This window comes from Dolichospermum circinale AWQC310F, from assembly GCF_000426925.1.
GTDB lineage: Bacteria > Cyanobacteriota > Cyanobacteriia > Cyanobacteriales > Nostocaceae > Dolichospermum > Dolichospermum circinale.
In genome coordinates this window covers 6955-14447 of sequence record NZ_KE384680.1, presented here as the reverse complement: position 1 = coordinate 14447, position 7493 = coordinate 6955, and the positions used below count along the sequence as shown (strand labels likewise).

The following is a 7493-nucleotide window of genomic DNA, read 5'->3' as shown; positions in this document are numbered from 1 at the left end:
TACAGCCTTTTCCGCTCTGATGAGGTACAAAGTTGAATCATGAAACTCTTGTGGTGCGGGCATCTTGCCCGCTAGATATGTACCTCATAAAACCGGGAAGTGCTGTAAGATATCACATTATGATATCATGTCAATAGATATTCTGAATAAAATGTGATTGTATCTCTTAAAACAGCGAACTGCTTGCAGCAGCGCAACGCTTACGCCTAAACTCATCACCAGAATAAAAAATGATAAGATACTAATAAAATTTTATTCATATTAGAAACTTATGAATGTGAGTTTTCCGATACCAAAAGAACTTGAGTCTTATCTTGAAGTTCAACTTCAATCTGGCAATTATGCTACTGCGGCGGATTATTTTTTGATGTTATTGCAGCAAGATCAACGGCGTAAGGATGCTCAAGCAAAATTAGCTAGTTTGTTGCAAGAAGGTTTGGACTCAGAAGCAGAACCTGTAACTCCTGAATATTGGCAGGATTTGCGCCGATCAATCTTTGGTAAGGCGCAGTAGTGAGTATGGCTTTTCAGGTAATTGTTCGCAACCGTGCTACTCAGGATATTAGACAACAAGCAAATTATATTTTGGTGAATGGCAATCGGGAATCAGGGGAGAAGTTTTTGGAGTTTGTTGAGTATACTTTTACTCAATTGGCGATAACTCCCAATATGGGTAAGGTTGTGTCGTCTTTGTCTGATATGGGAACAATTCGTCAGTGGCGGATTAAGAATTTTAAGGACTATTTGATTTTTTATAAAGTTCAAGAGGAACAAGTGGAGGTTTTACGGGTTTTGCATGGAGCGAGAGATTTAGAGGATCTCTTGCCATTCTTAGATGAGGAAGTTTAATTTTTTGATTCTTACGGAGCGCGATCGCTTTCTTAAATTATTCCTAAACAGCGAACTGCTTGCAGCAGCGCAACGCTTACGCACTTCCTCCACATCCTCAAAAAGCGATACCTTCGGTAAGCTTCGCTAACGCTTCTCTTGACAAAATAATTTCATAAAATTAACATTAAATTATCAAATAATTTATTGAAATTATGATGTTTAGCTTACGCGATATTCACCCCTTATCAGAATTTCAGCGCGGAGCAAAAATGTTTCTGGATAAGTTGAAAGAAACTAAATCTCCTATTGTCTTGACTGTGAATGGTAAAGCTGCTGCTGTGGTTCAAGATGCTGAAAGTTATCAACAACTGATTGATAGACTGGAATTATTAGAATCTGTTGCTAAGATACGTCAAAGTATAAATGAGTTTGAACAAGGCGAAGGTATGCCCTTAAATCAAGCATTTGCAGAATTTAAGGAAAAGTATGGCATACCGGATTGAGATTTCACCTAGTGCTATTGCTGATATTGAGAGTATTTTCCTATGGATAAAAGAGGAGTCACAGGAACGAGCTTTTCGTTGGGTGCGGGGATGTTATGAAATTATGTTGACGTTGGAAAATTTTCCCCAACGTTGTTCTTTAGCTATAGAAAGTAAATATATGGGAATTGAAGTTCGACAACTTCTTTACCAAAAACAATTTTTAATTTTATTTACGGTTAAAAATCTTGGGGAAGAGGAAGGAGTTGTATATATTCATCGTGTGCGTCATGGTTCTCAGCAGAGATTGGAAAATATACAGGATTTATATGGCGATGAGTTATAGAATTTGAAACTAAATAGCGATTCCTACGGAGCGCTTCGCTATCGCATTCCTCACACATCCCCAAACAGCGATCGCACCCTCCACATCCCCAAAAGCGATCGCACCCTCACACCGATTTGCGGATTCTGAAATCGAGAAGTCTCTTCAACTTCACATTTCATTTATCGTAACATAGATATGTGGAAATTATGCACCAAAACATTCCCACCAGTGAACTTCATATAATTCCTTCTGCTGGTCATGTAATATGTTGGGAACGAGTAGAAGAATTTAATAGCATAATCATGGGGTTTTTATCGAAGCAGATTTGAATTGATGCAGGTAGATAAAGGGTGATAAAATTAATTCTTTTTCTAAACCAATGTCATAACTTGTTCATATTCTTCCTTGTGACTTTGCAAAGCATCCCAAACATCAACTTTTTGTTGAAGATTTAACCACAGTCTAGGTCCATTACCCAAAGCTTTACCCAGACGAATTGCTATATCTACTGTAATTGATATTTCCCCATTAATAATTTCTTGAATTGTTTGATGAGATACTCCTAAAACTTCTGCAAAATTGCTAGGATTAATTTCTAAATCATCTAAAATATCGGCAATTACTTCACCTGGATGTATTGGTCTTACTAATCTATCTTGAGTAATATCTTGCAAATTATTCATAATTAATACTCCTTAATAAATTTTACTACAGTTAGCAATCTCTACCCAATCAATATCATATTAACACAGGCGTTAATGATAATCTTCAAGATTGACATCATAAGCATCACCATCTTCAAATTTAAAAGTTATCCGCCAGTTTCCTGATACCTTAATTGACCAAGTTCCTTTTCTATCTCCTTTTAATTCATGTAAATCATAACCAGGTAATCTAATATCCTCTACAATTAAAGCTGAATCTATAACTTCAAGCCTAATTCTAATTTTCTTTTCTAAATTTGCAGGAACTCCTTTATTAAAATTTTCTCTGAATAGATTTTCTAATGCTTTATTTTTAAATGTTTGAATCATGTATCTTTATTTATATTTGTTTAATTTTATCCCATTAAAAAGGCAGGTAAAAAACCTGCCCATCTAACCCTATTCTATACCCTCAATCCGGTTCTCAACCTCCTGATACAACTCTCTCAACCGGTCTAAATTCTCCTCACTCGTCTCCCAATAACCGCGTCCATTCATTTCCAACAAAGTAGAAACAATCTTGCGGAAAGAATGAGGATTGAGATTCATCAAACGTTTCTGCATTTCCTCATCTTTGATGAACGTCTCATTCGTGTCCTCATAAATCCAGTTATCCACAGCGCCAGCAGTCGCACTCCAACCAGTGGTATTTACCAACCGTTTAGAAAGTTCCCGCACACCTTCGTAACCGTGAGATAACATCCCCTCATACCATTTGGGGTTTAACAACTTCGTCCGCGCATCTAAACGCACAGTTTCTGATAAAGTTCTTACCTGTGCATTCGCTGTAGTTGTATCTGCAATGTAAGAAGATGGTTTCTTGCCATCTGCACGCAGACTTGCAACTAACTTAGTAGGATCAGAGTCAAAATAATGGGAAACATCGGTTAAACTGATTTCCGAAGAATCCAGATTTTGGAAAGTTGCATCAGCAGTTTTCAAAGTTGTTTCAAAAATCTGCCGTGACTCATCCATCACACCTGGGTTATCAGAATTGAAAGAGAAAGATTTGCGCTTCAAATACATTTCCTGTAACTCAGCTTCACTGTCCCAAGTGCTATTTTCTACCGCTAAGTTAATATTAGAAGAATAAGAACCAGAAGCATTAGAGAAAACGCGAGTTGCAGCTTGACGCAGATTTATGCCCATGTCCTCCGCTTGTTTCAAAGCGTGCTTGCGGACAAAGTTCATTTCCAAGGGTTCATCAGCTTCTGCTGCCATTTTTACACCTTGGTCTAGTAAGTTCATTTGGTTAATGAACAAGTCGCGGAATACACCGGAACAATTGATCACTACATCAATTCTAGGACGACCCAATTCTGATAAAGGTATCAATTCCAACTTGTTCACCCGTCCCAAAGCATCGGGAACAGGACGTACTCCCACCATCCACATAATTTGGGCGAGGGATTCGCCGTAGGTTTTGATGTTATCTGTACCCCAGAGGACACAGGCGATGGTTTCTGGCCAGTTGCCATCATTTTCTGACTTATTCCGCTCTAGCAGCCTATCCACGACGATTTTCGCCGATTGGACTGCGGCAGATGTGGGGATAGATTGGGGATCTAGTGCGTGGATATTTTTACCTGTGGGTAATACGTCAGGATTACGGATAGGATCACCACCAGGACCGGGGAGAATATACTCACCTTCCAAACCTTGCAATAAACCACCAAGTTCGTTATCTGCACAAACTTGTTTTAAGCAAAATTCCAAATATTCAAACAGGGGTTTTAATGCAGAGGTGTCTACTTTGGTGTAACCTGATTGATGCAGTGATTCTACCCAAGGTTCTTTTCTCCCCATGTTGAAGAAGTTCAACTTGGAAACCGCTATCACTCTACCTTCTGCGTCAATTTGTTCTTGAACTAAGGCTGTAACAGCCGCACGGGTAGCGAGGGTGATATCTTGTAATAGTTGCACATCTGCCAAAATTCCGGCATCGTTGTTCTTGTAGATATCCTCAATGTTGCGACCGAGACTTTTGGCAATAATTCCCGGTAAACCTTGAATTTCTTCCTCTTGTCGATCTAAACTAGCTATATTGACCAAAGTTGCGATCGCTTCTTCGGCAGTGGGAGGTTTACCAATCACGTGCAGTCCACAAGGTAATAAGCGCGATTCAATCTCCATTAACCGACGATAAACGTTACCAACGATATTATCCCGTTCCTCCGGGGTCATATCCTTAGAATCGGTTTCAGGAATGTGAATATCCTTGTCTAAGTTGACAATACGGCACTTATCCATGATGGAATTGACAATGGAAACACCGCGTCCAGTGTCTTTCAAAGTTTGGTAAGAAGCAATTAACTCGCTGAGTTCCTTCAACCCTTTGTATAAACCAGCATTTTCCGCCGGTGGTGTTAGGTAAGAAATTGTTTCTGCATAACTGCGACGTTTAGCGATTGTAGCTTCACTGGGGTTATTAGCTGCGTAATAATACAGGTTGGGAATTGAGCCAATTAGTTGATCTGGGTAACAATCACCAGACATTCCCATTTGCTTACCAGGCATAAATTCCAATGAGCCATGTGTCCCAAAGTGTAACACAGCATCAGCGCCCCAAATCCGTTCTAGATAGGTGTAATATGCTGCAAAACCGTGGTGGGGACTTGCGGAACGGGAGAATAACAACCGCATGGGGTCGCCTTCATAACCAAATGTCGGCTGCACACCAATAAACACATTACCAAATTGTTTCCCATAAATCAAGAGATTTTGGCCGTCGCTGTTCAAGTTTCCGGGAGGTGGTCCCCAGTTTTCTTCTAAGCGTTGGGAGTAGGGTGTCAGTGCTTCATATTCTGGCACGGACATTTTGTAAGCAATGTTGAGTTCGGGACTGTTGTATTGTGCTTGTGCGTCGTGGATGACTTGTTCTAGCAACTCTTGGGGGGTTTCGGGAATGTCCTGCACGTCGTAACCGTTGTTTCTCAGTCCTTTCATGACTTCATGAATAGAACCGAATACGTCTAAATATGCGGCTGTACCCACGTTACCTTTGTCAGGAGGGAAGCTGAAAACCGTAATAGCAACTTTTTTGTCTAGTTTGGGTTTACGGCGCAGATTCGCCCATTTTAATGCCCGTTGAGCGACTATTTCTACTCTATCTTGTAAAGCGATCGCTCTGCCTGTTGCCCCATCTTTACCTGATAGGATAATCGGCTCAATTGCCCCGTCTAGTTCGGGTATAGCAATCTGTAAAGCCACTTGAATGGGATGTAACCCCAAATCGCTATCTAGCCATTCTTCGGTGGTTTGGAAGACCAAGGGCAAGGCTACCATGTAAGGGCGATTTAACCGTTTTAATGCTTCAATGGCTTTAGGATGATCCTGTCTAGCCGGTCCGCCGACTAAAGCGAAACCAGTTAAGGATACTACCGCATCTATTAACTGCATTTTGGTAATTGGTTCATAGAAGTAAGCTTCTATTGGTTTAGAGAAATCTAAACCACCTGCAAATACAGGTAGAACTCTTGCCCCTAATGATTCCAATTCCTGCACAATTGCCACATAATGGGCATCATCACCAGTAACGAGGTGAGTCCGTTGTAATACCAAACCTACGCATGGTGCAAGGGGATCTTTAAGGTGACTAGAAATGTCTTTGCGAGCAGAATACCAGTTCAGATATTCTCGCACATCCTCAAACATAGTTGGTGCTAAAGGATGCCAAATGCCCATGTCGGGATAAACAACTGGAGCTTGATAGTCAGCAGCAACAAAGCTTTCTTTCTCTACGCCTTTTAGTACGTATTTATCAGCCAGCATCAGTAAAAAGTTTTCCAGGTTTTCCGCTGAACCACCTAGCCAATACTGAAAACTGAGCATGAAGTTTCTCGCGTCTTGTGCTTTTTCCATGGGGAGGAATTTCAGCACTTGGGGAAGTGTCCGCAATAACTTCAACATTCCGTCTTGGAAACCAGCGCCAGATTTCTCTTTGCGCTTTTTCATGAAGTTAGCAATTACGCTTTTAGATTGTCCTAACTGCGCCAAAGAGAAGCTACCCATTTTATTGAGGCGCATAACTTCGGGCATGGAGGGGAAGACAACGGATACATCTAGATTATCACGATGGGGTTCGACTGCGGCAACTACTTTCTGTGCTAGGTCTTCTATAAAAATTAGAGAAGCAATGAATATATTAGCACTGGCTATATCGCGTTTCAACTCCTCATAGTTTTCAGAGTTGCGTAGTTCTTCAATCAAGTATCCACTGATTTCTATGGCTACGCTGGGATGATTAGCGTTAATTTCCCGTACCGCTTGCGATAATGCGCTTTGGTATTGGGATTCTAGCACGACATAGACAACCTTGATTAACTTACGTCCCCGTAAATCGTCAGGTGCAATATGTCTAATAGTGGACTTGACTTGGGTAAACATTCAAATAAGCTCCTTTCAAGCGTGTTCTCGTGAAGTTAGTCGCGGTATAACCGTTTGTAACTTCAATTATTTTCGGCAATAAGAGTTTTTTAGCAGAAAACTCGGATTCTGTGGGGGTTTTGTCCTATATCTGACATAAAATGATATAGAAAACAACACATTTATTAATGAATCTTAACAAAAAATACAGGTTCTCTCACCTGATTTTAAATTTTGTTTACATAGCTAAATAATTACTTAGTGATAAACTAATACAATTATTCAGCAAATTTAACATTCTATAGTTCTATTTGACACCAAAAACTCCAGGATTATGACAAAATAAAGCTATTAATTGGTAACTAATAATATAGAATAGGATATGAGATAGTTAAATTTTCTCCCTAAACATTCAATGAGGATATGACAATGAATGCTTTAACTGTCAATTTAAAATCAGTAATAGAAATGACTGATGAGCAGTTTTTTGAACTATGTCAAAACAACCCGGAATTGAGATTTGAAAGAAATGCAAATGGAGAGTTAATAATTATGCCACCAACAGGAGGAGAAACGGGAAATCGTAATGCGGGTATAACTGCTCAACTTTGGATTTGGAATGAGCAAAATCAGGAGGGTATAGTTTTTGATTCTTCTACTTGTTTTAAGTTACCAAATGGTGCAGATCGTTCTCCTGATGCTTCCTGGATAAAGTTAGAAAAATGGGATGCTTTAACTGATGAGGAAAAACAAAAGTTTCCTCCTATTTGTCCTGATTTTGTG

General features: G+C 39.8%; 9 protein-coding genes. 6 read left to right on the top strand and 3 right to left on the bottom strand.

Annotated elements, in window-relative coordinates; all coding sequences use genetic code 11:
* Window positions 1–271: 271 nt before the first annotated feature.
* The 5 genes from ACIR310F_RS0110595 (at window position 272) to ACIR310F_RS27325 (ending at window position 1788) form a co-directional block, all read left to right on the top strand.
* The gene (locus ACIR310F_RS0110595; protein WP_028083810.1) at window positions 272–514 is read left to right on the top strand and encodes a ribbon-helix-helix domain-containing protein; all 243 of its coding nucleotides are present in this window, start codon (window positions 272–274) and stop codon (window positions 512–514) included.
* Window positions 515–519: 5 nt separating this feature from the next.
* A complete protein-coding gene (locus ACIR310F_RS0110590) occupies window positions 520–849 on the top strand; it encodes a type II toxin-antitoxin system RelE/ParE family toxin (protein WP_028083809.1) in 330 nt (109 codons plus the stop codon).
* 194 nt (window positions 850–1043) lie between these two features.
* The gene (locus ACIR310F_RS0110585) at window positions 1044–1334 is read left to right on the top strand and encodes a type II toxin-antitoxin system Phd/YefM family antitoxin (RefSeq protein WP_231387484.1); all 291 of its coding nucleotides are present in this window, start codon (window positions 1044–1046) and stop codon (window positions 1332–1334) included.
* On the top strand, window positions 1318–1659 hold the full coding sequence (locus ACIR310F_RS0110580; RefSeq protein ID WP_028083807.1) for a type II toxin-antitoxin system RelE/ParE family toxin: 342 nt from the start codon (window positions 1318–1320) through the stop codon (window positions 1657–1659). The genes ACIR310F_RS0110585 and ACIR310F_RS0110580 overlap by 17 nt, the downstream gene beginning before the upstream one ends.
* 3 nt (window positions 1660–1662) lie before the next feature.
* The gene (locus tag ACIR310F_RS27325; protein WP_269208355.1) at window positions 1663–1788 is read left to right on the top strand and encodes a hypothetical protein; all 126 of its coding nucleotides are present in this window, start codon (window positions 1663–1665) and stop codon (window positions 1786–1788) included.
* Window positions 1789–2012: 224 nt separating this feature from the next.
* Here the strand turns inward: ACIR310F_RS27325 and ACIR310F_RS0110575 are convergent, their stop codons facing one another.
* The 3 genes from ACIR310F_RS0110575 to ACIR310F_RS0110565 form a co-directional block, all read right to left on the bottom strand.
* Window positions 2013–2324, bottom strand: coding sequence for a HigA family addiction module antitoxin (locus ACIR310F_RS0110575; protein ID WP_028083806.1), 312 nt, complete (start codon window positions 2322–2324; stop codon window positions 2013–2015).
* A 72-nt stretch (window positions 2325–2396) separates the two neighbouring features.
* On the bottom strand, window positions 2397–2675 hold the full coding sequence (locus ACIR310F_RS0110570; protein WP_028083805.1) for a type II toxin-antitoxin system RelE/ParE family toxin: 279 nt from the start codon (window positions 2673–2675) through the stop codon (window positions 2397–2399).
* Window positions 2676–2744: 69 nt separating this feature from the next.
* Entirely contained in the window at window positions 2745–6731 is a 3987-nt protein-coding gene (locus ACIR310F_RS0110565) for a magnesium chelatase subunit H (RefSeq protein WP_028083804.1), read from the bottom strand.
* Window positions 6732–7139: 408 nt separating this feature from the next.
* On the opposite strand from ACIR310F_RS0110565, the gene ACIR310F_RS22130 reads away from it, so the two are divergent.
* Window positions 7140–7493, top strand: a 354-nt coding sequence (locus ACIR310F_RS22130) for a Uma2 family endonuclease (protein WP_035367871.1), incomplete at its 3' end; no start/stop codon positions are given.